Origin of the sequence: Shimia sp. R9_3, from assembly GCF_017743755.1 — a bacterium.
Classification (GTDB): Bacteria; Pseudomonadota; Alphaproteobacteria; order Rhodobacterales; family Rhodobacteraceae; genus Shimia.
Map to the genome: position 1 here is coordinate 295,772 of NZ_JAGHRP010000003.1, position 23,304 is coordinate 319,075.

At 62.0% G+C, this 23,304-nt stretch carries 23 protein-coding genes and 1 other RNA gene; 13 read left to right on the top strand and 11 right to left on the bottom strand.

Translation table 11 applies throughout. The annotated features are described in order from the left end of the window. Positions 1-9: 9 nt before the first annotated feature. The gene (locus J7412_RS10310; RefSeq protein ID WP_209078756.1) at positions 10-636 is read right to left on the bottom strand and encodes an HD domain-containing protein; all 627 of its coding nucleotides are present in this window, start codon (positions 634-636) and stop codon (positions 10-12) included. 26 nt (positions 637-662) lie between these two features. Further along, positions 663-1,523, bottom strand: coding sequence for a phytanoyl-CoA dioxygenase family protein (locus tag J7412_RS10315; RefSeq protein WP_209078568.1), 861 nt, complete (start codon positions 1,521-1,523; stop codon positions 663-665). Between the two features lie 113 nt (positions 1,524-1,636). Between J7412_RS10315 and J7412_RS10320 the strand changes: the two genes are divergently transcribed. The 3 genes from J7412_RS10320 to J7412_RS10330 all read left to right on the top strand — a co-directional run bounded on the left by J7412_RS10320 (position 1,637) and on the right by J7412_RS10330 (position 6,013). Further along, positions 1,637-2,515, top strand: coding sequence for a LysR family transcriptional regulator (locus J7412_RS10320; RefSeq protein WP_348540490.1), 879 nt, complete (start codon positions 1,637-1,639; stop codon positions 2,513-2,515). Positions 2,516-2,649: 134 nt separating this feature from the next. Beyond that, positions 2,650-4,947 (top strand): xanthine dehydrogenase family protein molybdopterin-binding subunit, encoded by a 2,298-nt coding sequence (locus tag J7412_RS10325; protein ID WP_209078570.1) that lies wholly within the window; start codon positions 2,650-2,652, stop codon positions 4,945-4,947. Further along, positions 4,922-6,013: a DUF2235 domain-containing protein gene (locus tag J7412_RS10330; protein ID WP_209078571.1), complete on the top strand. Its 1,092-nt coding sequence runs from the start codon at positions 4,922-4,924 to the stop codon at positions 6,011-6,013. The genes J7412_RS10325 and J7412_RS10330 overlap by 26 nt, the downstream gene beginning before the upstream one ends. 20 nt (positions 6,014-6,033) lie before the next feature. Here the strand turns inward: J7412_RS10330 and J7412_RS10335 are convergent, their stop codons facing one another. The 7 genes from J7412_RS10335 to J7412_RS10365 all read right to left on the bottom strand — a co-directional run bounded on the left by J7412_RS10335 (position 6,034) and on the right by J7412_RS10365 (position 13,277). After that, positions 6,034-6,705 carry a nitroreductase gene (locus tag J7412_RS10335; RefSeq protein ID WP_209078572.1) on the bottom strand — a complete coding sequence of 224 codons (672 nt, stop codon included), beginning with the start codon at positions 6,703-6,705 and terminating at the stop codon, positions 6,034-6,036. A 17-nt stretch (positions 6,706-6,722) separates the two neighbouring features. Then, complete coding sequence (locus J7412_RS10340; protein ID WP_209078573.1) at positions 6,723-7,829, bottom strand: TFIIB-type zinc finger domain-containing protein; 1,107 nt, start codon at positions 7,827-7,829, stop codon at positions 6,723-6,725. Positions 7,830-7,938: 109 nt separating this feature from the next. Further along, a complete protein-coding gene (locus J7412_RS10345) occupies positions 7,939-9,102 on the bottom strand; it encodes an SPFH domain-containing protein (RefSeq protein WP_209078574.1) in 1,164 nt (387 codons plus the stop codon). 24 nt (positions 9,103-9,126) lie between these two features. Further along, a complete protein-coding gene (locus tag J7412_RS10350; protein WP_209078575.1) occupies positions 9,127-10,023 on the bottom strand; it encodes a DUF2927 domain-containing protein in 897 nt (298 codons plus the stop codon). 20 nt (positions 10,024-10,043) lie between these two features. After that, positions 10,044-11,240 carry a toxic anion resistance protein gene (locus J7412_RS10355; RefSeq protein ID WP_209078576.1) on the bottom strand — a complete coding sequence of 399 codons (1,197 nt, stop codon included), beginning with the start codon at positions 11,238-11,240 and terminating at the stop codon, positions 10,044-10,046. Positions 11,241-11,269: 29 nt separating this feature from the next. Beyond that, positions 11,270-12,160 carry a 5-bromo-4-chloroindolyl phosphate hydrolysis family protein gene (locus J7412_RS10360; RefSeq protein WP_209078577.1) on the bottom strand — a complete coding sequence of 297 codons (891 nt, stop codon included), beginning with the start codon at positions 12,158-12,160 and terminating at the stop codon, positions 11,270-11,272. Positions 12,161-12,377: 217 nt separating this feature from the next. Beyond that, positions 12,378-13,277: a pseudouridine synthase gene (locus tag J7412_RS10365; RefSeq protein ID WP_209078578.1), complete on the bottom strand. Its 900-nt coding sequence runs from the start codon at positions 13,275-13,277 to the stop codon at positions 12,378-12,380. Positions 13,278-13,353: 76 nt separating this feature from the next. Here J7412_RS10365 and J7412_RS10370 point away from each other — a divergent pair, with 76 nt between their 5' ends. Continuing rightward, on the top strand, positions 13,354-13,803 hold the full coding sequence (locus J7412_RS10370; protein WP_209078579.1) for a nucleoside deaminase: 450 nt from the start codon (positions 13,354-13,356) through the stop codon (positions 13,801-13,803). Positions 13,804-13,808: 5 nt separating this feature from the next. On the opposite strand, the gene J7412_RS10375 is transcribed toward J7412_RS10370, so the two are convergent. Further along, a complete protein-coding gene (locus J7412_RS10375; RefSeq protein ID WP_209078580.1) occupies positions 13,809-14,936 on the bottom strand; it encodes a M24 family metallopeptidase in 1,128 nt (375 codons plus the stop codon). Further along, complete coding sequence (locus tag J7412_RS10380) at positions 14,936-15,631, bottom strand: metal-dependent hydrolase (protein ID WP_209078581.1); 696 nt, start codon at positions 15,629-15,631, stop codon at positions 14,936-14,938. The genes J7412_RS10375 and J7412_RS10380 overlap by 1 nt, the downstream gene beginning before the upstream one ends. An 81-nt stretch (positions 15,632-15,712) precedes the next feature. Here J7412_RS10380 and J7412_RS10385 point away from each other — a divergent pair, with 81 nt between their 5' ends. The 9 genes from J7412_RS10385 (at position 15,713) to J7412_RS10425 (ending at position 23,287) form a co-directional block, all read left to right on the top strand. Continuing rightward, positions 15,713-16,390 carry a ceramidase domain-containing protein gene (locus tag J7412_RS10385; protein WP_209078582.1) on the top strand — a complete coding sequence of 226 codons (678 nt, stop codon included), beginning with the start codon at positions 15,713-15,715 and terminating at the stop codon, positions 16,388-16,390. An 85-nt stretch (positions 16,391-16,475) separates the two neighbouring features. Beyond that, entirely contained in the window at positions 16,476-16,763 is a 288-nt protein-coding gene (gene gatC, locus J7412_RS10390) for an Asp-tRNA(Asn)/Glu-tRNA(Gln) amidotransferase subunit GatC (protein ID WP_058239744.1), read from the top strand. Between the two features lie 70 nt (positions 16,764-16,833). Then, entirely contained in the window at positions 16,834-18,321 is a 1,488-nt protein-coding gene (gene gatA, locus J7412_RS10395; protein ID WP_209078583.1) for an Asp-tRNA(Asn)/Glu-tRNA(Gln) amidotransferase subunit GatA, read from the top strand. A gap of 34 nt (positions 18,322-18,355) precedes the next feature. Next, entirely contained in the window at positions 18,356-19,162 is an 807-nt protein-coding gene (locus J7412_RS10400; RefSeq protein WP_209078584.1) for a hypothetical protein, read from the top strand. A gap of 4 nt (positions 19,163-19,166) precedes the next feature. Beyond that, positions 19,167-19,829: an N-acetylmuramoyl-L-alanine amidase gene (locus J7412_RS10405; protein ID WP_247743860.1), complete on the top strand. Its 663-nt coding sequence runs from the start codon at positions 19,167-19,169 to the stop codon at positions 19,827-19,829. A gap of 102 nt (positions 19,830-19,931) precedes the next feature. Then, an RNA gene (gene rnpB, locus J7412_RS10410) (RNase P RNA component class A) lies at positions 19,932-20,311 on the top strand. Positions 20,312-20,415: 104 nt separating this feature from the next. Continuing rightward, entirely contained in the window at positions 20,416-21,090 is a 675-nt protein-coding gene (locus J7412_RS10415) for a lysoplasmalogenase (RefSeq protein ID WP_209078586.1), read from the top strand. Between the two features lie 48 nt (positions 21,091-21,138). Beyond that, a complete protein-coding gene (gene ftsY, locus J7412_RS10420) occupies positions 21,139-22,305 on the top strand; it encodes a signal recognition particle-docking protein FtsY (RefSeq protein ID WP_209078587.1) in 1,167 nt (388 codons plus the stop codon). 79 nt (positions 22,306-22,384) lie between these two features. Next, complete coding sequence (locus J7412_RS10425) at positions 22,385-23,287, top strand: EamA family transporter (RefSeq protein ID WP_209078588.1); 903 nt, start codon at positions 22,385-22,387, stop codon at positions 23,285-23,287. Positions 23,288-23,304 lie beyond the last annotated feature (17 nt).

Below are 23,304 nucleotides of genomic sequence, written 5' to 3' on the forward strand. Positions count from 1 at the left end.
TGCGCTGCGCTAAGCGTCCGCGCGCTCGGCAGCCATGGCCGCATCGGTCAGTGGCACGCGCTCGCCGGGGCGGATCACCGCGGGGTCATAGGCGGGGCGGTCAAAGACCTCGCGCACCATCGGGGCAAAGAACGACAGTGGCAGCGTGTCATACTCCGGGTCAAAGCTGGCCTGATCCCAGCGCTCGCAGAACACTTCGTTGTCCTCAAAATAGGGATGGCCCCGATGGCGCTCGCGTTTGTTCTGGTCGTAGCCGTCCAGATGCTGGCCGTAGTAAACCATCTGGAAGTCGCCATGGGTTTCTACCACCCATTTGCACTGCTCCCGGACAAAAGGTTTGAGGATCGTGGCGGCGTATTCGTCGTGATTGTAAGGCGCGTAGATGTCGCCAATGTCGTGCAGCAGAGCGGCGACAACCCAATCCGTGTCCGCGCCGTCGCGCCAGGCGCGCGTGGCAGATTGCAGGGAATGGCCAAGGCGCGTGATCTGATAGCCTGAGAGGCTTTCATCAAGCTCCACCAGCGCCTTCATCAGCCGGTCGGCGGTGTGTTTGGTGTGGTCAATTTCCAGCGCGTTGAGGAATTCATATTCCTCTTTGGTGCCGTCCTTCATCTGGGTGAAGGCCACTTTGTCCATTTTGGGTTCCTGCTTGGGTTCTTGTGTCATCCGTAGAGCCTTTTGGTGTCTTTGCTGCCTTTCATGAGGGCGGCGGCTTGGGCGGTTCTGATTTCTTCGTAAAGGCGCACGGCCTCTGGCGCAAAAGCGGTCGGGGGCGGTGCAACATGGATGAAGTTGCCGATGCGGTCCACGCCGCGCACCAGCATGGCGTAGTCTTTGTCGGCCACCTGTTGGGCGATTTCCGGGCGGATGTAGCGGATCACAAAGCCGATGCGGCGGTCATCCGCGCTGTTGGGGCCGGAGCCGTGAATGGTGAGGCCGTGATGCAAAGACATCTGGCCGGGTTGCAGTTCGATGGCGGTGCGGTCCTCGTCAGCTATGTCCACGGCGATTTCTTGACCGCGCGACAGCAGGTTGTCCGCACCATGGGTGTCCGTATGCGGCAGGATCGGGTTCTTGTGGCTGCCGCTGACAAACTCCATACAGCCTGAGGTCTTTGTGGCAGGCGAGAGCGCAATCCACGCAGTCACCAGCCCGTCAATCTCGCCCAAGCCCCAATAGGTGAGGTCTTGGTGCATGGAGACAAAAGCCTCGGTCTTGGGTTCCTTGATGAAGAACTCCGCGCTCCAGACCAGAATGTTGGGGCCAAGCACGCTTTCGACGATATCAAGTACGCGCGGATCGGCGGCGAGGCGCGCGGCCATGGGCAAAACCACATGGCTGTTCACCCGTTTGTAGCTGTTGAGCGGCAGCGGCAGGTCGGCGGTGAGCCAGTCCCGCTCGATGGTTTCGAGCTCTGCGCGCCACGCGGCGGCCTCGGCGGCGGGCATGACATCCAGCGGGAAGAGGTAGCCGTCTTCCCAATATTGGCTCTGTTGGTGCTGGCTGAGGGTGTCTTGGGGCATGGGGCCTCCCGTGGCTGCTTGCCAAAACGATACGCAGAGGGGGCAAAATCGCAGCATGATGGTTGTGGACGGGGAGGTTAAGTTTTTCTTATGCTCGACCTATGCAGAAACGGGTGCCATCACTGAACTGGCTGCGCGTGTTTGAGGCAGCAGCCCGGGCGGAGAGCTTTGCGCGGGCGGCGGAGCAGCTCAATATGTCGGCTGCGGCGGTGAGCCAGCAGGTGCGCAGCCTTGAGGAAAAACTCGGCGCGCCGCTGTTTGAGCGCCATGCCCATTCGGTGCGGCTCACAGAGGCGGGTCGGGCTTATCTCCCGCCGGTGCAGCAGGCGCTGATGACGCTGGAGGAGGCCACAGAGGGCATTTTTGGCCAGAGCCGGGAGCAAGGGCTGTACCTGCAGTGTGTTCTGATCTTTGCCCATGGCATTCTGGCGCGGGGGCTGAAGGACTTTGAGGCGCAGCATCCCGGTGTCTCGGTTATGCTGAGCACCGGCAATTCGGCGCGGGATCTGCAGAGCGGGTTCAGCGATCTGAAAATCATCTTTGGCAATCCGCACGCTTACGGGGCCGAAAGTGACCGGATCATGGGGGAATGGCTGTTTCCGGTGGCCCTGCCGGAGATCGCCGCGCAGATTTCACAGCCCGGCGATTTGCTGCAATGGCCGTTGATAGAGGTGGGCACCCATCGTTCCGGCTGGCGGCAGGTGCTGGAGGAGGCGCGTGTGCGGCCCGGCGCTGGGCGTATGGTGTTTGCCGACAGCACGATCATGGCCATGTCGATGGCGCGTGAAGGGCGCGGGATCGCTTTGGCGCGCGCACCAGCCAGCGATGGCGAGATGCGCGGCGCAGGCTTGCAGCCCTGTCTGGAAGGCTTTCACGTGCGTGGCTCCCAAGCCTATCACCTGATCTATGAGGATCTGCGCGGATTGCGCAAACCGGCGCGTCAGTTTCGCGACTGGCTGCTGGATTGGGTGGCCACGCAGGGATGGGACTGAGCCGTCTTGCCCGACGCGCAGATTGCCTCACAATATGGTGACGGTCGCAACGTCGTGCAGCGTAACATGGGCTGGACACGGGCGGGCGGGGCGATACAGTCACCTCTGGAGCCACGCGCAGGGAGCAGCCAGCCATGGAAAAGTTCGGGAAGAGTCAGCCGGTCAAACGGGTCGAGGACACACGGTTTTTGACAGGCCAGGGTCAGTATGTTGAGGACATCGCGCCGGAGGGTGCTTTGCACGCTTACTTCCTGCGCTCCCCCGTGGCGCATGGGGATATCACAGAGCTGGATGTGGCGGATGCGCGAGAGGCGGAAGGCGTGGCCTGTGTGCTCACCCAAGCCGATCTGGTGGCCGCTGGGCTCGACGCCACTCTGCCCGGCACGCAGGTCAAAAACCGCGATGGCAGCATGGGGGCAAAACCGGAGCGGCCTTTGCTTGCCAATGGGCGTGTGCGCTATGTTGGCGAGCCGGTGGCAGTGATTGTTGCGGAAACGCTGGATCAGGCGCGCGACGCGGCCGAGATGATCCTGTTTGATTATGAAGACCGCCCGGCACATATCGCGCTGGCGCGTGGCGGTGAACAGCTGCATGAGGAAGCCTCAGACAACCTCGCCTTTGACTGGGGGCTTGGCGATGAGGCCGCAACCGAGGCGGCCTTTGCGAAGGCGGCGCATGTGGTCAGCCTTGAGGTGGGCGACAACCGCATCATCGTGAATTCCATGGAGCCGCGCGGCGCTTACGCGGAATGGGATGGCGACAAGGTCCATGTGGCCAACAATGGTCAGGGCGTCTGGGGGCCAAAAAACGAAGTGGCGCGTGCGCTGAAAATCGATGCGGCCAATGTGCGGGTCACCAACCCCGATACCGGCGGCGGTTTCGGCATGAAAGGCATGATTTATCAGGAGCCTCTGGTGATTGCCCATGCGGCGCGCGTGGTTGGCAAGCCTGTGCGCTGGATGGCGGAGCGCACAGAGGCGATGCTGTCAGACAACGCCGGTCGCGATCTGACCTCGCTGGTGGAGATGGCGTTTGACGAAAAACTCAAAGCCACCGCCTATCGCGTGAAAACCACTGCCAATATGGGTGCCTATAACTCGCAATTTGCCCAAGCGATCCAGACCACATTGTTCAGCCGTGTTCTCATGGGCGTCTATGATGTGCAGACCACCTGGCTGCAGGTTGATGGGATCTACACCAACACCACACCTGTGGATGCCTATCGCGGCGCTGGGCGGCCAGAGGCGATTTATGCGTTGGAGCGGCTGATGGACCGCGCCGCACGGGAATTGGGCGTGAGCGGTTGGGAGCTGCGTCGGCGCAATTTCATCCCGAATGCGGCTTTCCCATACAAGAGCGCCACGGATGAAACCTATGACGTGGGCGATTTTGACCGTGTGCTGAGCCGGATGGAAGCCTTTGGCGACGTGGCAGGCTTTGCCGCGCGCAAAGCGGCCAGCGCGGCTGCGGGCAAGTTGCGCGGCGCGGGGCTGTGCTACTATATTGAAAGTATCCTTGGCGATCCGAGCGAAAGCGCGCGGGTGGAGTTCAATGAGGATGGCACGGTCTCGATCTATGTGGGCACGCAGTCCAACGGGCAGGGCCATGAGACGGTTTACGCCCAGTTCCTCAGCGACCAGACCGGCATTCCGACCGCGCTCATAGAGGTGGTGCAGGGCGACAGTGATCGGATCAAACAGGGCGGCGGCACTGGCGGCTCGCGTTCTGTGACGGTGCAAAATACTGCGACACTGGCGACCGTGGAAACCATGATTAAAGCATTTACCCCGTATCTTGCAGAGAAGATGGGTGTGGATGCCGAGGACGTGACATTTGATGATGAGCAATTCCGCGCAGAAGGCTCTAATCTACATCCGACCTTCCTTGAGGCGGCAGAGATGGCGCGCGCGGATGGGCGCACTGATCTGATGGTGCATGAAGAACGCACAACGCTGCCCGCGCGCAGCTTCCCCAACGGGGCGCATCTGGCGGAGGTCGAGGTTGACCCGGAAACGGGTCAGGTGACTTTGGAGCGCTACACTGTGGTCGATGACTTTGGCAATCTGATCAATCCGATGCTCGCAGAAGGGCAGGTCCACGGTGGCGTGGCGCAGGGCATTGGTCAGGCGCTGATGGAGCATGTGGTCTATGATGAGGAAGGTCAGCTGTTGACCGCCACCTTCATGGATTACGCGATGCCGCGCGCCAGCGATGTGCCGATGATTGGCTTTACCATCGAGGCCGTGCCTTCGACCGCCAATATCATGGGCATGAAAGGCTGTGGTGAGGCTGGCACGGTTGGGGCCATGGCCGCAGCGGCCAATGCGGTTCAGGATGCGCTCTGGGAGCGCGGCGTGCGACAGGCGGATATGCCGTTTACGCCGCACCGCGTCTGGCAAATGTTGAATGAGGCACAAGATACGGCTGCATGAACGCATAACCTCTTGGCTGGCCGGTAAATTTGCGGCCCGCCACTCGCCCACGGCCCCGCGTCGCGGCCCCGTCACCCATGTGATTATTCTGGATGGCACCATGTCCTCTCTGATGGACGGAGAGGAGACCAACGCCGGTCGCACCTACCGCCTGTTGCAGGAGCTGGGGGCTGGCGTGTCGCTTTACTATGAGGCGGGGGTGCAGTGGCACAGCTGGCGGCAAACGCTGAATGTGATGATGGGGCGCGGGATCAACCGCCAAATCCGCCGCGCCTATGGCTATCTCGCCAGCCGCTACCGCCCCGGCGACCGGATCTTTCTGATGGGCTATTCGCGGGGCGCGTTTGCGGTGCGCTCGCTTGCGGGTGTGATTGACCGGGTCGGGCTGCTGAAAGCGAGCTGCGCCACGGAGCGCAATATCCGCACCGCTTATCGTCATTATGAGCTGACGCCTGACAGCGCCGCCGCCGCCGATTTTGCGCAGGCCCATTGTCATGAGAGCATCGACATCGAGATGATCGGCGTCTGGGACACGGTCAAGGCGCTGGGCGCGCGGGTGCCGCTGCTGTGGCGGTTCACCGAACGGCGTCATGCCTTTCACAACCATCATCTGTCACCCATCGTGCGCCACGGCTTTCAGGCGCTGGCGCTGGACGAAACGCGCGAGGTGTTTGAGCCGGAAATGTGGATGTGTCCCACCCGCTGGGACGCGCGGATCGAACAGGTCTGGTTTCGCGGCTCCCATGGCGACATTGGCGGCCAGCTGGGGGCGTTTGAGGAGGCGCGTCCCTTGGCCAATATCCCGCTGGTCTGGATGCTGGAGCGGCTGGAGATGTGTGATTTGACGCTGCCGGATGGCTGGCGGGATCGCTTTATCATGGACCCGCAAGCGCCTTCCGTTGGCACCTGGCGGCACTGGGGCAAATTCTTCCTGTTTCGGGCGCGGCGTCTGGTCAGCGCGGATCGCTCTGAAAGCATTCACCCAACGGCACAGCCCTTCGTGAATGCAGGTGACACCAAGGCGCGCCTGCCGGAGCAGCAAGGCACGCTTGCGGCGCAGGATTAAGCCCCGCGCCGCCGCATTGGTCAGTCACGCCAGTCCACAAATTCGTCAAGCGCCGCCCGCTCGGTGCGGAAGGTGTTGATCGCGGCGGCATCATCGGGAAAGCCAAAGGAGATCGCGGCCAGCATGTTGTAATCTTCAGCGATGTCAAAATGGCGACGCACCACATCGGAAAAGAGCGATAAGGCCGCCTGCGGCACGGTGCCGATGCCCTGTGCTTTGGCCGAGAGGCAAAAGGCGGTGATGAAACCGCCGCAATCCAGCACACCATAGGGGCCAAGCTCCTTGGGGCAGGAGATCACCGCCACGTGGGGCGCGCCAAACAGAGTGTAGTTCTCCCGCATCTGCTGGGCGCGGGCATCACGGTCTCCACGTCCGATGCCAACCGCCTTATAGAGCTGCATGCCGCAGGTGCGGCGGCGTTTCTGATGCGCGCCGGTGTAGGTTTCCGGGAAAGGATAGTCCGGCGCAGGCGCGCCGCTGTCAAAGGCTTGGGCCATGGTGGCGCGAAACGCATCGGTTTCTGCACCTGAGGTCACGGTGACCTTCCAGGGCTGTGCGTTGCACCAGCTGGGCGCGCGGCCTGCATCCAGAAGAATTTGCGCAATGGTGTCCTGCGGCACCGGCTCAGGCCGAAAGGCGCGGCAAGAATGGCGGGCGTGCAGCAACGCCTGTAATGCGGCGTGGGGGCTCATCACTTGTCTCTCAAAACTTACTGGTTTTGGGCGATGATATAGCCAAAGGCCGCGGCTGCAAGGGCTGCGCACGCAACGGCAAAGGCGATTTTCCAGGTTGAGTAGGGGCGTTCGCCCTGAACGCGACCGGTTTGGCCGTTGACCACAAAGCGATAGGACTTGCCGCGGTATTTGTAAGCCGCCAGCCAGACCGGCAGCAGGATGTGTTTGAAGGTCACATCGCTGACAGCGGTTTGCACATTGTGGATGCGCTGGCGATCCCCGCCGATGTCAAAAGCCACATCGCGCCGGATCACACGATCCATTTGCGCGCGGGCCTCCTCATAGCCTTCGGTGAGTTCGACCGTGTAGCCTTCGGCTTGAAATCCTGCGAGAAATTCCGGGCTGTAGGGCTCCAGCGCAGAGAGATCCCAGGGCTGCAGCGCATCGGTGTATTTTTTTGGCAGGGCTTTTGAAGCCAGCACCAGAATGTCGTCAAACCAGCGCGCCACGCGGCCGGAGGCAGGCCGCCAACGGATTTTCTGCACCCGGCGCTGCTCCGCCTTGCCGTCGCGCATCACGGTTTCGGTGACGTAGTAAACCGTGCCGCGTTCGCCGCGATAGCTGGATTTCGTGTCCGCATCATAGGTCCAGTAAGGCACATAGATGCCATCCATCTTGCGCCCCTTGCGGGCGTAATCCTGCAGGCCATTTGGGGCAAACCAGAGCCCGCCCAGCCAGTCGTTCATGGCGTCATGGGCCGCAGGCTCGGCGAGTTGGAACGGCAGCACCGCGCGCGGTTTGATCTGCCGGTGGGTGCCGGTATCCACCACCACAGGTGTCGCGCAAAAGGCGCATTCCGTGGCGTGGGTGTCCCCGTCAAAAACCACATGGGCTGCGCAATTGGGGCAGGTGGTGGCACGGGTTTCCATAACTTCCGCCGCCGGAAGTTGCTCTGCCAGAGCGGTGCGAAAATCCAGTTCGGTGATGGCAGCGGCACGGTCGCCCTGTTCGGTGGTTTCCTCATGGCCGCAATGGTCGCAGATCAGCTTGCCCTGCGCGGGCGCAAACCTGTAGTCCGCCCCGCACTGCGGACAGGGGAAGCGGGTGGTCTCTTGGGGGGCGGGCGGCGGTGTGGCGGTCATCTGAAAGGTCGGTGCTGTCTGGGTTGGATCGCGTGTGTGGCAGAGAAAGTGCTGCGCCTGGCTGCGGCATCAAGAACGTGTGCGCAGCCGGCTACAGGAGATTTTCAATTCAGCTTCCCGGTGGCGGGGGCGGAAGAATGGTGAAGAGCTGGGCCAGTTCTGCCACGTCTTCGGCGTGTTTCCAGCCGTCCTGACCGGCGGTCCAGACATGGGTCTGGCGGGTGATCTCACCAGCGGTGGCCATCCGGCCCAGCGCGGCTTTTGAGAAAGGGCCGCGGGTCTGCCCGTTTTCGGCGACATGCCAGACATGCTCCACCGGTGGCGGCGGGGGCGGGGCCGCATTGGCTGCTTGCGGAGCGGGCGCTGCCTGCGCGGCTGGGCGGGCGCCCCATGGTCCGGGCTGATGGGCGGCGTGGGGCTGCGCGGTTTGCGCGGCCATTTGTTGCGCCATCGCCATGCCCATCCCCATGCCAAGGCCTGCGCCCATGCCGGAGTTTGGCGTCTGCGCGGCGGCTGTCATCGCCTCTGCGGCGGAAAACTGGGTGTATTTGCCCAGATCGCCGACAATGCCCATGGAGGTGCGCTTGTCCATCGCGGCCTCCACAGCGGCGGGCAGCGAGATGTTCTCGATATAAAGCTCGGGGATCGCGAGGCCGTATTCGGCAATGGTGCCGGAGATTTCCGCCGCCACCAGCTTGCCCAGATCGGCGGTGTTGGCGGCCATGTCCAGCACCGGAATGCCAGAGGCCGCGATCACGCGGGAGAATTCCTGCACGATGATGTTGCGGATCTGGAAGCTGATCTCATCCATGGTGAATTCGCCGTCGGTGCCCACAATCTCGGTGAGGAACCGCGCCGGATCGACTACACGGATCGCATAGGAGCCATAGGCGCGCAGGCGCACCGGACCGAATTCCGGATCACGCACCATGATCGGGTTCTTGGTGCCCCACTTCAGATTGGCAAAGCGGGTGGTGTTGACGTAGTAGATCTCGGATTTGAACGGGCTTTTGAAGCCGTGATCCCAGTGCTGCAGCGTGGTCATCACCGGCATGTTGTTGGTTTCAAGCATGTAAAGCCCCGGCGTGAACACATCCGCCAGCTGGCCCTCATGTACAAACACCGCAGATTGCCCTTCGCGCACGGTGAGTTTGGCGCCGTATTTGATTTCATGGCCTTCGCGTTCAAAGCGCCAGACCAGCGTGTCGCGGGTGTCATCCACCCAATGGATGACGTCGATAAATTCGCCGGTGAGAAAATCAAAAATTCCCATTTGTTAGTCCTTTCAATGGGCGCATTAAAATCCTTGGCCGGTCTGCTCGCGGGCCAGGATGTAGAGCACAGGGCGGGCGTCATCCGCGCTCATACCAATGGCAAGGCGCGGGTCATAGAGCATGCCCAGAAGCATTTCGTCATGGGTGGTCAGAAGCGCAAATTCCTCGTCATCATTAAAGATCGAGGGCCGCGCGCGCGGGCTGTCATTGGTCAGACCCAGACCCTGCGCGACCTCCTCCTGCAGGCAGGATTTGCGCATCAAATCAGGGTGTTCCGCACGGATCAGCGCCACTGCAGACGTATAGGCATTGGGCGTGGATCCAGAGGCCTGCGCCACCACAAAGCAATAGATCGAGCGCGGCGCATTGGTGAACAGCGCGCGGGTCTGGGGCGATGCATTGGGCAGCAGCACATCCAGCCGCTTCTCAAGCGTTGCGCGGTCGTTTGCACCCATCACAAGCACATGGAAATTGGCAGAGCCGCTGGTCTGGTGGATCGGATGCCCGGTGACGCGGGCCAGCCTTGGCACATAGGCGGCAAGGGTTTCGCGATCCGTTGCACGCTGGCTTTCCGGCACCGAGGGGCCAAATTCAAGGTTCACGCGCACCGGGCCTTCCCAGCGGCGCAGCTGCCCCGGCGTGGCGGCGGCGCGCTCAAGACCGGCATCCAGCACGTATTCATCATAAAACGCGATCTGTTCAAAATTGCGCGCCAGCATATCCGGCGTGAATGGCGTGTCCGGCCCGCCGCCGTCGGTGCGCAGCAGCCCGCGCGCCAGCAGATCGGCCTGCACCTGACTGTAGTAGGTGGCAAGCCGCTCGCTTTCGACTGGCACGGGCTTGGGCTTGGGCGCTTTGGGCGCAGGAATAGAGACGCCTGCTTCCTCACAGGCGGCCAGCAGGCCCAAGGTGAGCCCCATCGCTATGGCAGTGGCGCGCCTCACGCCTTGGGCACGGAGGTTGCGGCGGTGTCCCCTAGACCGTCCTGACGGGCTTTGGCGGAGGCCAGCGTGTCGCGCAGCTCGGCTTCCATCTTCTTCATGTCCTCTTCTGCAGCGGCGCGTTTGGCTTTGCCCGCATCCGCGATCTGCAGCGATTCATTGATGGTGGCAATCAGCTCCGCATTGGCGGTTTTGACCGCCTCAATGTCAAACACACCGCGCTCCATTTCGGTGCGCACCGCCTTGTTGGTGTCGCGCAGGTTCTTGGCGTTGGCGGTCAGCAGCTCGTTGGTGAGGTCATTGGCATCGCGCACCGCAGCTGCCGCCTCGGCTGAGCGCTGAATGGTCACCGCCTGCGCCAGCTGGGTTTCCCAGAGCGGCACCGTATTGACCAGGGTGGAGTTGATCTTGGTGACCAGAGATTTGTCGTTTTCCTGCACAAGGCGGATCGAAGGCAGGGACTGCATGGTGACCTGACGGGTCAGCTTCAGGTCATGCACCCGCCGCTCCAGATCATCGCGCGCCGCGCGCAGGTCGCGCAGCTCCTGGGCTTTCATCACCTGCGCATTTTCATCCGCAGCGGCGACCTCAGCTTCTTTGGCAGGGATGTCGGTGCCATCCAGCTCGGCAATCTTGGCCTCGCCTGCTGCGATATAAAGCGCCAGTTCGTCATAGAAATTCAGCGTTTTCTCATAGAGCAGATCAAGCGATTTGATGTCTTTCAGCAGGGTGTGCTCATGGCTCAGCAGATCGTCGGTGATCCGGTCGATCTGATCCTGCACCTCTTCAAACCGGGCGGTGAATTTGGCAAAGGGCGCAGCCCGGCCCACAAGCTTTTCCCAAAAGCTGCGCTCGCGACGCACATCCAGCTCAGAAACGGAGAAACCGCGGATCGTGGTCACGATATTGCGCAGGCTGTCTCCGGCGGGGCCAACATCCTTGTTGCGCACATCTTGCAGCATGGCCTGCGAAATCGTTTGCAGTTCCGCCTGGGCCGCAGAGCCGAAAGAGACAATGGACGTGGTGTTGTCCATATCCAGCTCAGCCATGCGTTTGCTGATTTCCGCAGACACCGGCGCGTCTGCCTCGGCCAGCGGCACAACCGCGTTGGCCTCCACAGGTTCGGGCAGAGAAACGGTTGCTTCGGTGATTTCCGCCACAGCGGCTTGGGCTTTTTTGCGCACGGTCTCAGACATTAAAATCCACCTTTCCGGTCGGTAATCGCTTACAGAGTGTCCTGATGCAGGCCTTCGCGTTCCAGGCGCTCACGCAGGACATCAATTTCCACATTCAAGTCCCCGCGATCCTCCAAAAGCAGCTTTTGGGTGCGGGCGGCAAAGTTCTTTTCCAGATCATCCAGCAGCGCGGCATAATCGGCACGCGCTTTGGCGTCCTGTGTCCGGCTGTAGAGATCGGCAAATTTGGTCGTCGCGTCACGGGCGCCAAGCAGATAGACGCCGAGATAGCGCCGTGCCGCAGTCAGGTCGCGGGGGTCTTCTTCAACCGTGCGAAAGAGATCGCGCGCGGTGGTTTGAAACGCATCCACACGCCGCTCCAGCGCCCGGTCGCCAGCCCGCATGATTGCCTCACGCATGGCAGACAGATGCGCTTCGGCCTCTTCCACGGCCCGCGCCACGCGGTCGGTCTGGTGGCTGTTGACCCCAGCCATGCCCTTGTCCCGCATGGGATCAAGGCCAAAGGCAAAGCTATGCAACACGCCGCCAATCACCGCAAAGATAATGGCATCCAGCGGGCCATGGCCTGCGATGCCCGCGAGGCCAAGGCCAGCGGCGGTCAGCACAGAGCCGAGCATCTTGCGCGGCAGGGCAGGGCGGCGGGCCACTTTGCGGGCGTCATAGGCCTCTTGGGCAAACAGCCCTTCGCGGGTCATCCAGGCCGCCAACAGCAAGACACCAAGTGCTGCGAGATATTGCAGCATAACCACTGGCTCTGAGGTAAAAGCCTGCCAAATCAAGGGCAAAGGCGCGATGAACAGCAGGTTGACGCGGCCACCGACGCGGCTGCGTTTGGCACCGCGAAAGCCCCCGCCTGAGGCGGGTTGTGGTGCTTTCTGATGCCCGTCAGGGCTGTATTTTCCGCCGAACTTCTGCGCCATCACGCGCCTCCTGTCACGGAGACATATAAGATCAACATGACAAGCAGACCAAAGGCCAGCCGTTGCAAACCGCTTGAGGACATGTGGCTCCAACCCTCGCTAAGTTACAGAGAAACTTAAGAACTCTGCCCCCCAAAGGCTAGGGGGAAGTTCTGCGGGTATGGCTCATTCTTGCGGAACTTCGCCCAAAGCGCAGAGCTTGGGCGCCAAGGCAGGTTCAGCGGCGGCGGCGCGTGGGTTTGCGGCGGGTTTCCGGGGCCACCGCATCCTCAAGGCCAAGTTGGTCGCGCACCACGCGGCGGCGCACCTCTTCGACCTCGCCGGGTTTGAGCTGGCCCAATTGGAACGGGCCATAGGAGGTGCGAATGAGCCGGTTCACGGTGAGGCCGATGGCCTCCATCGCGCGGCGGATCTCGCGGTTTTTGCCTTCGCGCAGGCCAATGGTGACCCAGGCGTTTGCGCCCTGCTGACGGTCCAGCGTGATGTCCATTGGTTGGAAGCGCTCGCCCTCAACCTCAATGCCTTTGCGCAGCGGCGCAAATGTGTCGTCGGTTGGACGGCCATTGATGCGCACGCGGTATTTGCGCAGCCAGCCGGTGCTTGGAAGCTCCAGCTTGCGTTTGACCCCACCATCATTGGTCAGCAAAAGCAGGCCTTCGGAGTTGAGGTCAAGCCGCCCGACAGTCATCACACGCGGTAGGTTTTCCGGCAGCTTGTCAAAGATGGTCTCCCGGCCCTTCTCGTCGCGGTTGGTGGTCACAAGGCCAGACGGCTTGTGATAGAGCCAGAGGCGCTCGTGATCCGGCGTGCCGATGGCTTTGCCGTCGACCGTGATGCGATCTTTGTCGGTCACATTCAGCGCGGGGCTTGTGAGTTTTTTGCCATTCACACTGACCCGGCCCGCCTCGATCATGCGCTCCGCATCGCGGCGCGAGGCCACACCGGCACGTGCCAGAACCTTGGCAATGCGGTCGCCATCTGGGCTGGGCTTTGCGGCGGCTGGCTTTGCCGTGCCGGGCTTTGCCCCACGCGTGCCGGATTTGTGAGGCGCTTTCGCAGGGCGATCAGGGCGCTGTGGTTTGCCAGCGCGGCGGGAGGAGGGCGGTTTTTGGGTCATGGCCCCCATGTAGCGGGGAAAGAGCAAGCGGGGAAGGGGGATTGCGCAGCCGCGCGCGGCAAGGCATGTCAGGGATATGACATTTACCTCCCATATGGATCTTGCGCTGGCAGAAGCCCGCGCCGCCGCCACTCGCGGCGAGGTGCCCGTGGGGGCGGTGGTAGTTGGTCCGGATGGTCAGGTGCTGGCGAAGGCAGGCAACCGCACACGCGAAGACCATGACCCAACCGCGCATGCCGAAATTCTGGCCATGCGCGCGGCCTGCACGGCGCTTGGCAGCGAGCGGCTGGTGGGCTGTGATCTCTATGTGACGCTGGAGCCTTGCCCGATGTGCGCCAGCGCGATCAGCCAGGCGCGGATTGCGCGGCTCTATTATGGTGCGGGCGATCCCAAAAGCGGCGGCGTGGCGCAAGGACCGCGCGTCTTTGCTCACGCGCAATGCCATCATGTGCCCGAAATCTATGACGGCCTCGCAGCGGCGGAAAGCGAAGCGCTTCTCAAAGACTTCTTTGCCGCGCGCCGCTGAGCTGCCTAAGTCTCTGCCACAAAAATCTCGCGCGGGATCTCGGCCAGCGGCACACCCCAATCCGGTGTCCAGAGGCCGGGCATGAGGTGAAAGGTCATGCCTGTTTCCAGCTCCGTGGTATCGCCGGGGCGCAGGCTCATGCTGCGCTCCCCCCAATCCGGCGGATAGCTGAGGCCGATGGGATAGCCGGTGCGATTGTCCTTTTTGTAGCCCGCACGCGCGAAGCTGTCATAGACGCAGGCGGCGACCTCTTCGCAGGTGGCTCCGGGTTTGGCTGCGGCAAAGGCATCCTCAATTGCCCGCAACACTGCCTCTTCGGCGCGGCGGATGTCTGCAGGCGGCGTGCCCATGTAAAGCGTGCGGCTGGCGGGGCAATGGTAGCGGTGAAAGCAGCCTGAGATTTCAAAATAGGTCGCTTCGCCAGCGCGTAGCGGGCGGTCGTTCCACGTGATATGGGCGGCAGAGGCCTCTGTACCCGACGGCGCGATGGGGGCGATGGCGGGGTAGTCGCCTGCGATCCCGTCAATGCCCGCGATACCGGCGGCTTGCACCTCTGCCACCAGCTCGTTTTTAGGGCGGCCTGCGCGAAAACCGGCACGCAGAGTGGCATGCATATGCGCGGTGAGCCGTCCGGCCTTGCGCATCATCGCCAGTTCGGCAGGGCTCTTGACCGCGCGTTGCCAGTTGACGAGGCTGGTTGCATCGGTGAGCGGTCCAAGCGCTTCCGTCAGCACCGCATGGGATTTGGCAGAGTAATAATAATTGTCCATCTCCACGCCGATGTTGCGGGTCAGCCCGCGCGCCTGAAGATGTGTCACCAGCGCCTCATAAGGATGGTGGTCGGGGTGTTGGACATGGGCCTCCGGCCAATCAAGGAGGTTTTCTGCCGACAGCCATGTGGTTTGCGCCGCGCCTGCCTTGTCCTGCGGGCGACCCCACCAGATCGGATCCCCCGACGCAGGGACAATCACCGCCTGCGGTACGTAAAAGCTCCAGCCGTCATAGCCGGTGAGCCAGGCCATGTTGGAAGGGTCCGCCACAATCAGCGTGTCGATACCCTGCGCCGCCATGGCGCGGCGCGTCTTGGTGAGGCGCGCGGCGTATTCTTCAGCGGAAAAGTCCGTAGCGGGCATCAGATGTCGATGGCCTGCATAACCTCGGGTTCGATGACCTCCACATCCGGCAGGCCCGCGCGCAGATCATCGGCGGATTGCGCCAGAATCGGGAAGGTGCGGTAGTGGCACGGGATCACGGTTTTGAAGTTGAAATAGCGCTTGGCCGCATAGGCCGCGCCTTTCATGTCCATGGTGAAGTGGCCACCTGCGGAGAGGATGCCGATGTCGGGCTGATAGTAGTCTCCCATCCAATCCATATCGGCCATAATGTCTGTGTCACCGGAGATATAGACCGTGCGCTCTTCTGCCTTCAGCATATAGCCCACTTCCGAGCCTGCCGCCTTTGGGCCTTCATCGCTGCCGAAGGTGGAGCTGTGGGACGCCGCAACCATAGAGAGGCTCACGCCTTCGCCGAGGTTCACCGTGCCGCCTTTGTTAAAGCCGATGGTTTCCAGATGTTCGTGTTCGTTCCAATAGGCCATCAGGTCATATTGGCCAACGATGGGGCAGGACAGCTTGCGCGCCAGCGGCAGCATGTCGGCCACATGGTCAAAATGCGCATGGGTCAGAATGAGATGCGTCGCCCCTGCGACAGCGGCCTCATGCTGATCCTCAGGCAACATCGGATTGCCCGTCAGCCAAGGATCGATCAGCAGCACCAGATTGGCGGTTTCAATGCGAAAGGAGCCATGCCCCAGCCAGATGATTTTCATACTGTTTCTCCTTCTGATGTATGGTCAGACTAGCACGGGCGCGTGACAAGAAAAGAGATCAGGACGGAAGGGGCAGGCCACATGGATTGGACAGCGCAGGTGGACGCCTATTGTGAGCGCATGAGCCCGGCTTTCTGGGCGGAACCCGTGAATGCGGTGACAAATGCCGCCTTTGTTCTGGCCGCACTCTGGATGTGGGGGCGTCTGCGCGATGTGCCTGTGGGGGGCGGGAAAACACTGGCGCGCACGCTCTGTGTCATTCTTGCGCTCATCGGCATTGGCAGCTTTCTGTTTCACACCTACGCCACGCGCTGGGCCGGAGCGGCGGATGTGGTGCCGATTGCGATCTATGTGCTGCTCTATATTTACGCGGCCAACCGGCACTATTGGCGGCTGCGCCCGCTCTGGGCCACTGTCACCACGCTCGGCTTCTTTCCTTATGCCGCGCTGACCGTCCCGCTGTTTTCCCAGCTGCCGCTGCTTGGGGTATCGGCCGCCTATATGCCGGTGCCCGTGATGATCCTGGCCTATGCTTTCGCGCTGAGGGGGCGCTTGCCCACCGTGGCGCGCGGCTTGGCGATTGGCGGTGGCATTTTGCTCGCCTCTCTCACCTTCCGCTCGCTCGATATGCCAATGTGCGAGGCGGTGCCCTTTGGCACCCATTTCATGTGGCATGTGCTCAACGGGATTATGCTGGGCTGGATGATTGAGGTTCTGCGCCGCCATCTTGTGCAACAGGCCGATCCGCGCGCGCAGTGAGGCCAAGCGCTTGCACCGCTGCGGTGTGCGCGCTAAAGGCTGAGCATACGTTCGCAGAAAGCCCGCAACAAAAGAGTCTTGCCCCATGTCGATTGATGAAAGCACCGCCGCCAAAGTGGCCAAACTGGCCCGCATCAAGGTTGAAGAGAAAGACCTGCCCGCGCTGGCGCAGGAATTCAACGCTGTGCTGGGGTTCATTGAGCAGCTCAACGAAGTGGATGTTGAGGGTGTGGAGCCGATGGTGTCCGTCACCCCGATGCGCCTGAAGCGCCGCGAGGATGTGATTTCCGATGGCGATCAGCAGGAGAAAATCCTGAAGAACGCGCCGGACGCGCGCGAAGGCTTCTTTGCCGTGCCCAAAGTGGTGGAGTGATCCGGCCACACGCCGTTGATCCGATCCTGACCACCTGACCCGAATTTTGCCCCAGAGAGAGGCGACCGAAATGACCGAATTGACCAAACTGACGCTGGCAGAAGCACGTGACAAACTGCGCGCGGGCGATGTGACCTCTGTTGAGCTGACCGAATCTTTCCTGAAAGCCATCGACGAGGCGGACGCGCTGAACGCCTATGTGCATAAGACGCCGGAAATCGCGCTGGAGCGCGCCAAGGCTGCGGATGGGCGCATTGCAGAAGGCGACGCGCCGGACATGTGCGGCCTGCCGATTGGCATCAAAGATCTGTTCTGCACCAAAGGTGTCGCGAGTCAGGCGGCCAGTGGCATCCTCGAAGGCTTCAAGCCCGAGTATGAATCCACCGTCTCCCAGAAACTGCAGGACGCTGGCGCGGTGATGCTCGGCAAGCTCAACATGGATGAGTTTGCGATGGGCTCCTCCAACGAGACCTCTGTTTACGGCAACGCGGTGAACCCATGGCGTCGCGGCAATGATGACACCGCGCTGACACCGGGCGGCTCTTCCGGCGGCTCCGCAGCCGCTGTGGCAGCAGACCTCTGCCTTGCAGCCACGGGCACAGATACCGGCGGGTCCATCCGTCAGCCTGCGGCCTTCACCGGCATCACCGGCATCAAGCCGACCTATGGCCGTTGCTCCCGCTGGGGCATCGTGGCCTTTGCCAGCTCGCTCGATCAGGCAGGCCCGATGACCAAAGACGTGCGCGATGCGGCGATCATGCTGGAAGCCATGTGCGGCCATGACGCCAAAGACAGCACCAGCGCAGAACTCGCTGTGCCAAACTTTGAAGCCATGCTGACTGGCGACATTCGCGGCAAGAAGATCGGTATCCCGAAAGAATACCGCCTTGATGGCGTACCTGCGGAGATCGACAAGCTTTGGCAGGACGGCATCGACATGCTGAAAGCGGCCGGTGCTGAGATCGTCGACATCTCCCTGCCGCACACCAAATATGCGCTGCCCGCTTACTACGTGATTGCGCCTGCGGAGGCCTCTTCCAACCTCGCGCGCTATGACGGTGTCCGCTATGGCCACCGCGCCACTTTGGCGGCAGGTGACGGCATCACCGAGATGTATGAAAAGACCCGCGCCGAAGGCTTTGGCCACGAGGTGCAACGCCGTGTGATGGTCGGCACCTATGTGCTGTCCGCCGGTTTCTATGACGCCTACTACAACCGTGCCCGCCGCGTGCGCACGCTGATCAAGCAGGACTTTGAGACTGTCTTTGCCCAAGGCATCGATGCGATTCTCACACCGGCCACCCCGTCAGCGGCCTTTGGTCTGGGCGAAATGTCTGAAGCCGATCCGATCCAGATGTATCTGAACGACGTCTTCACCGTGACTGTGAACCTCGCCGGTCTGCCGGGTGTTTCCGTGCCAACGGGCCTCGATTCCCAAGGTCTGCCGCTGGGTCTGCAGCTCATCGGGCGTCCATGGGAAGAAGGCGATCTGCTGAACACCGCTTACGCGCTGGAGCAGGCCGCCGGATTTGTGGCCAAACCCGGCAAATGGTGGTAAGTCTGCCGCCAAGCAATAAGCAGGCAGAGCAGAGATGACACGGACATTTGGGGCAATCTGCGCCGTTGTGGCGCTGGCGGCATGTCAGCCGCGCATTCCCGACAGCGCGGCAGGCGTGGGTTTTGACAATGCGGTGAACGCGCCACAATCGCGATCACAGTATGACGGCGCCCGTGCCGGTGGCGCGCTGCCCCCCGCGCAGTCGGTCTCAACCGAGACCGTGCCCGCCGCCCCTCAGGTAACCACCTCTCAAACCGCTCTGCCGGCTGCACCTTCTACGCCAGCGACCCCGCTGGCCACCACGGCCACGGCAGCGCCTCAGCCCGCCTCGGAAGCGGCAGCCATCGCCAATGAAACCACCGCGGCGCTGGCGGCGGCTTCGGCCAACTCCGGCGTCTTGCCGCTAGAGGCCAGCCCGTCAAACCCGGCACCGCAGGTGTTCTCCAACCCCGGCATTTCGGATGAAAACGATTTTGCCGCCGTGGGAGAGCGTCGCTCGATTGAGGCAGACGCCGCCTTGCGCGCACAGAATCAGGCCAACTACACTGTGATTGCGCCCACCGCCGTGCCCACACGCTCTGGCGAACAGGGCCCCAATGTGGTGGCCTATGCGCTGGCGACAAACCATCCGCGCGGCACCAAAGTGCACAGCCGTCTGGGGCTGACCAGCGCCTCACGCTATCAAAAAGCCTGCGCCAAATTCTCCAGCGATCAGGCCGCCCAATTGGCATTTCTGGAACGCGGCGGCCCGCGTGTGGATCGTCTCGGCGTTGACCCGGATGGCGACGGCTATGCCTGTGAATGGGATCCAAGCCCCTTCCGCAAGGCTGCACGGAACTGATCTCTTGGCATCGCGCCTGCAGATCTCCCAATGCCCCTCCCCGAATTTCGGCCCGCGCCGCGATGAGACGCGCCCGGAGCTGATTGTGATCCACTACACCGCGATGGCGAGCACACAGGCCGCCATAGACTGGCTGTGCAATCCAGAGGCGGAAGTGTCGGCGCATTACGTGATCTCTCCCCAAGGGGATGTGACCCAGCTGGTGGCAGAAGAGATGCGCGCCTGGCACGCCGGAGCCGGACAATGGCGGGGGCAGGGGGATGTGAACTCCCGCTCCATCGGGATTGAGCTCTCAAATCGCGGCGACCATCCGTTTGCCGCCCCCCAGATGGCCGCGCTGGAGGCGCTTCTTGGCGGGATCATGCAGCGCTGGGATATTGGCCCGGTGGGCGTCATTGGCCATTCCGATTTGGCACCGGGCCGCAAGATTGACCCAGGCCCGCGTTTTGACTGGCGCAGATTGGCGCGCCAGGGGCTGGCGGTCTGGCCGGATGATGCACCCGCAACGCAGGATTGGGCGGAAGGTGCGGCGTGTTTTGGCTATGATGTCGACAACGCGGCGAGCTTTGCCGCCTTCCGCGACCGGTTTCGCCCCTGGGCTTCCGGCCCCTGCGACGCCGAGGACGGCCGCATCGCCGCGCGGCTTGCCTCCGCAGAGCTGTCCTGACTTCATTCTGCCAAAAATACTCACTGCACAACATTTGCCCCGAATGCGCCACAATAGGGGGGCGATTGACCTCTCCGCAGCAACCCCCTACACCGCCCTTGCACAGAGGGCTGGATGGCCGCAGGGGCGCAAGCCCGTGAGGAAAGTCCGGACTCCACAAGGCAACGGTGCCGGGTAACGCCCGGCCGGGGCAACCCGAGGGAAAGCGCCACAGAGAACAGACTGCCCTGATCCGTCAGGGTTAAGGTGAAACGGTGGGGTAAGAGCCCACCGCGCGGCTGGCAACAGCAGCGGCACGGCAAGCCCCACCGGGAGCAATGCCAAATAGGGATCGCGCGTGGCGTCAGTCACAGGGGTGTCTTGCCCCGAGCAGATCCGGGTTGGCAGCTGGAGGTGTCTGGTAACAGGCATCCTAGATGAATGGTCATCAGCGCCGGGGCAACCTGGCGCGACAGAATCCGGCTTACAGGCCCTCTGTGCAAATATCTTAGCCGTCGTTGGATTGCCCCAGCGTTATGCAGGAAATCTGCTTGCAGCGCGCAGCCTTCACATGGCTAGAATACAAGAAAAACGGACCAAAGTTGGTATGAGTGTTATTGAGGAAATCGCCTTTCGGCAAAATCTGCGTCTGATTTTGTTGGCGGTGGGTGTGCTGGCCGCGCTGATCTACGGTGCATTTTACTGTTATCGGCCGCAAAGCCTTGCAAAATCCATTGTCAAAACCATCCCGCTGCTCGCCTGGGCCGGGGCTGTTGCAATCAGTTTCGGGGCCGGCACCATTGTGGTTGCGCTTGTGCTCTCGGCCATTGGCGATCTGGTGCTGTCACGGGATGGCGAGCGGCCGTTTCTCTGGGGGCTTGCCGCCTTTGGCTTGGTGCATGTGGCCTATACCGTGCATTTCTGGATGCTGGGGGGCAGTGCGATCACAGCGTCGCTGCTGTTTCCCGCGATCGTGGCCCTTGGCCTCTCCACCGAGATCTGGCTCAGCCCCTACACAGGCACGTTGCGCTGGATTGTGCGCGGCTATGTCGTGCTGATCTGCGCCATGGGTGTGGCCGCTCTTGGGCTCGACATGCGGGTCTGGGCGATGATCGGGGCAATGGGCTTTATCCTGTCAGACACCATTCTCGCGATGCAGCTTTTCCGGATGAAACCCAACACCGGTCTGCATCATCTCACCTCCGTCGCGGTCTGGGTGTTTTATGCGGTCGGACAGTTTCTCATCGTGGCCGGGGTCGGCTGGCAGACGCCGCTCTTTTAAATCCTGCAAATTCAGACTAACTGAGTCCCAACAGTTTCGGAGACCCACATGGCGTTTTTCTCAAAGCTCAAGGACAGGTTGTTCAAATCCTCTTCCAAACTGGAGGAGGGGCTGGAGGCGATTGTCGAAGATGGCGGTGAAGTGGAGGCAGAAGCCCCCGCAGAGTTCCACGCTGCGCAGGAGCCATCCCCTGCGGCACCGGCGGCGGTCAGTGTTCCCAGCCCTGAAACGCCTGCTGAAGCGCCAACACCCGTTTCACACCCCGCGCCAAGCCGGGCCCCAGCGCCCGCACCTGCGCCTGAGCCGCAAGCCGCACCTGCCCCCAAGCCCGGCCTGCTGTCGCGCCTGACCGGACAGGGCCGCAGCGCGCCTGTGGTGAAGCGTGAGCTTGACGATGACATGCTCGAGCAGCTTGAAGAGCTGCTGATCGCCTCTGACATGGGTGTGGACACCGCCTTGCGCGTCACGGCCAACATCGCCGAAGGCCGCATGGGGCGAAAGGTTTCCACGGCGGAGATCAAAGGCCTTCTGGCGGGCGAAGTGTCTCGCATCATGGAAACCGTGGCCCGTCCGATGCCGCTTTATCCGTCAAAGCCACAGGTTGTGCTGGTCGTGGGCGTCAACGGTTCCGGCAAAACCACCACCATCGGCAAGCTCGCCAGCCAGTTCCGCGCGGCAGGCAAATCCGTGGTGATCGCAGCGGGCGACACCTTCCGCGCCGCCGCCGTCGAGCAGCTCCAGGTCTGGGGCGAACGCGCCGGTGTGCCAGTGCTGACCGCGCCGGAAGGTTCTGATCCTGCAAGCCTCGCCTTTGATGCCATGACCAAAGCGGAGGCCGAAGGAGCCGATCTTCTGATGATCGACACCGCAGGCCGTCTGCAGAACCGTCAGGATCTGATGGAAGAACTCGCCAAGATCGTGCGTGTGATCCGCAAGAAGGACCCGGATGCGCCCCACAACACGCTGCTGGTGTTGGACGCCACAACCGGTCAGAACGCGATCAGCCAGGTGGAGACCTTCCAGAAGCTTGCAGACGTCAGCGGCCTTGTGATGACCAAACTGGATGGCACCGCCAAAGGTGGCATTCTGGTCTCGCTGGCAGATAAATTCGGCCTGCCGATCCACGCCATTGGCGTGGGGGAGCAGATTGATGATCTGCAACCCTTTGATCCGGAAGAGTTTGCCACGGCCCTGATCGGCGTGGAGCAGAGCTGATCTTCCTCTTGCCTGAAATATCCTCCGGGGGTCCGGGGGTGGAAAACCCCCGGCTCTTGCACGCGGCGGATGACATCAAATGAGCGCATGGCTTGTGTCGCTCGCCGGGACCGAGGCGGGACAGCAGCTTGCGCTGATCCTGGCTGTGTCCGCCGCCTTCCTGCACGCGGTTTTTGGCGCGCTTCAGAAGGGGCGGCATGATCCCTGGCTGACACGCGGCGCAATTGATTTCAGCTATGGCGCCATGGCGCTGCCGTTTGCGCTTTTTGTGGTGCCTTGGCCGGAGCCGCATATGTGGCCGATCTTTGCCGGGGCCTTCGTGATCCACACCGGCTACAAGCTGTTGCAGGGCTGGGCCTACACCAAAGGCGCCTTCACCGTGGTCTATCCGGTGGTGCGCGGCACGGGGCCGTTTTTCACGGTGATTGGCGCCTATCTGATCTTTAGCGAAACCTTCAGCGCGGTTCAGTGGCTAGGCGTGGCCGTCCTGATGTCGGGCATTCTGGGGCTGGCGGTCTATAACATGGTTTTTATGACCGAGGGGCGGGACACGCTGGTCTCTGCCATGGTGATCGCTGTCTTCACCGGATTGTTTGTGGCGCTTTACACCACTTATGACGCCTATGGCATTCGCGCGACTGCAGACCCATTTACCTTTCTGGCGTGGTTCTTTTTCATCGATGGTCTGGTGTTTCCGGTCATAGCCGCGCGGCGCTGGCGGCGAATGGAAAACCCGCCCACCCTGGGCCCGCTCATGACGCGGGGCTTCTTCGGTGGGCTGGTGGCCTTTGCAAGCTTTGGCTCGGTGATGCTGGCCACGCGGCTCGATAAGGTTGGCGAGGCCGCCGTACTACGGGAGACCTCGCCTGTGTTTGCGGCGCTGATTGGCTGGCTGGTGCTGAAAGAGACCGTTGGCCCGCGCCGGATTGCCCTGATGGCATTGATTGCGGCCGGGGCTGTGATAGTGGAAATGGGCGGATAGGACGCCTGAGGAGAGGA